Source organism: Bradyrhizobium sp. KZN70725 (genome assembly GCF_055264925.1).
The window spans coordinates 1-1,844 of record NZ_JBUYWT010000158.1 but is presented as its reverse complement, the minus strand read 5'-3'; the positions used below and the strand labels follow the sequence as shown (position 1 = coordinate 1,844).

The window sequence follows — 1,844 nt, the reverse complement described above, 5'->3', positions numbered from 1 at the left end:
CATCGGCTGAACGCTCTTGCGATCGCCCGGACCGATCAATCCCGCAACATACAGAGGACACATCCGCTGCCGGGTCTTATGACCCAGCCGGTCCAAGAACGGCATCAGCCAGCGTTCGAGTTCGTCTTCCCATCCGGGCATGGTCAGCCCTCCCAGAGCCGACCACCCATGAATCATTGAAAAATTGATTCGGGAATCTTGAGGGTTCTGTGAGGTCGCGGGGCAAAGGCCAGCCGCGCGCGCGGTGGCGCGTGCGACCTCATAGAAGCCGGATTGAACGAAGCTGCGGAGTTGTGGGCGCTATGGCGATAGTGCAGCTGGTCCAACTGCGGAGAAGGCGCGCCTGTGGTCGCCGCGCGTCGGCGCGATATTGATCGGACGTGAGCGGCGCCATTGCTTGGGCCGAGAGCGCGATGCCGCGAGCGATTTGCTGCGCTGTGATGCGCGGCCGAATGACTGACAGGGTGAGCGGTGACGAGGGCGGGCACGGCGACATCGAACGTTGCCACCGAGAAGGTGATCCCGGAACGGGTGGATGGTGCAGGCGCTGGTCATGACGTGTCACAACGAAACGGATGGTCGCGCGGGCAGGCTCGCGGGACGACGTCGACGCGCCGCATGGTGCCGCCACAATGCGGGCAGACGGGGATCTCACATTTGGTGTCGCCGGCTTCTTGATCAGTCGGAGCGTTGCGAACGTCAAGGAGCTGACGGCAGAGGGCGATTCTATTGTTGCGTCCGCCATTGGCGAGGAAGCCATAGTGGCGGATGCGATGAAAGCCGTCCGGCAGGGTGTGCAGGAGAAAGCGCCGCATGAACTCATCGGCATCAAGCGTCATCACTTTGGCTTTACGATTCTGCCGATAGTCCTTCCAGGAAAAGCTCACCTTGCCATCGGCAAGCGAGATCAGCCGACTGTTGGCGATGGCGACGCGATGCGTATAGCGGCCGAGATAAGCCAGCACCTGTTCGGGCCCGCCGAATGGCGGCTTGGCATAGACCACCCAGTCGGTCCGTCGCAATTGATCGAGGCGCTGGGCGAACGCGGCGGGATTGGCGAGATGGGCGAGACCGCCAAAGAAGCCCAACTCGCCGGCCGCGAAGGCAGCTTGCAGCTCTTGCAGGAACAGGCGGCGGAACAGCCGGGAGAGGACGCGCACCGGCAGGAAGAAGCCGGGCCGGCAAGCGACCCAGAGCGTGCCATCGAGCGAGGGTCCACCGCCGGGCACGACGCAGTGGAGATGCGGATGGTGTTGCAGGGTCTGGCCCCAGGTATGGAGAACAGCGGTCACACCGAGCTGCGCGCCGAGATGCTTGGGGTCTGCTGCGATGGTGGTGAGCGTCTCGGCCGCGCAGCGGAACAGAATGGCATAGACCACCGCCTTGTTCTGGAAAGCAATCTCTCTGGCCGGCGCCGGCAACGTGAAAACGACGTGGAAGTACGGCACGGGAAGGAGTTCGGCTTGTCGCTCGGCAAGCCATTGCGCGCGCGCCGAGCCCTGGCACTTCGGGCAATGCCGATTGCGACAGGAGTTGTAGGCGATGCGAGTGGCACCGCAGTCGTCGCATTGATCGACGTGGCCACCGAGCACAGCCGTCCGGCATGCCGTGATCGCGCCCATGACGCGCCGCTCGACGCGGCCCAGATGCCCGGCACGGGCTTGTCGAAACGCTTCGCCGTGCCGGCGGAAGATATCCGCCACTTCCAGAACCGGAGCCATCAGGTCCGCTCAGCCGGGCGGCACGACCTCCAGGCGAAGCCGGTCAAGCGGACTTGGCGTATTGCTGATGGTCTTAGTGGCGACTTGGGTATAGCGCGCCGTGCTGGCCAGACTGGCATGGCC

2 protein-coding genes are annotated in these 1,844 nt (G+C 64.0%); both read right to left on the bottom strand.

What is annotated here, in order from left to right; genetic code table 11:
* A partial coding sequence (locus ACZBJS_RS42410; RefSeq protein ID WP_463440322.1) for a transposase occupies nt 1–177 on the bottom strand: 177 nt, incomplete at its 3' end.
* 374 nt (nt 178–551) lie between these two features.
* Nucleotides 552–1,721 carry an IS91 family transposase gene (locus ACZBJS_RS42405; RefSeq protein WP_463440321.1) on the bottom strand — a complete coding sequence of 390 codons (1,170 nt, stop codon included), beginning with the start codon at nt 1,719–1,721 and terminating at the stop codon, nt 552–554.
* Between the last annotated feature and the right edge of the window lie 123 nt (nt 1,722–1,844).

Bases quoted from the DNA above. Each gene is read 5' to 3' on its own strand.
- ACZBJS_RS42405 (WP_463440321.1), bottom strand. From the start codon at position 1,721: ATGGCTCCGGTTCTGGAAGTGGCGGATATCTTCCGCCGGCACGGCGAA.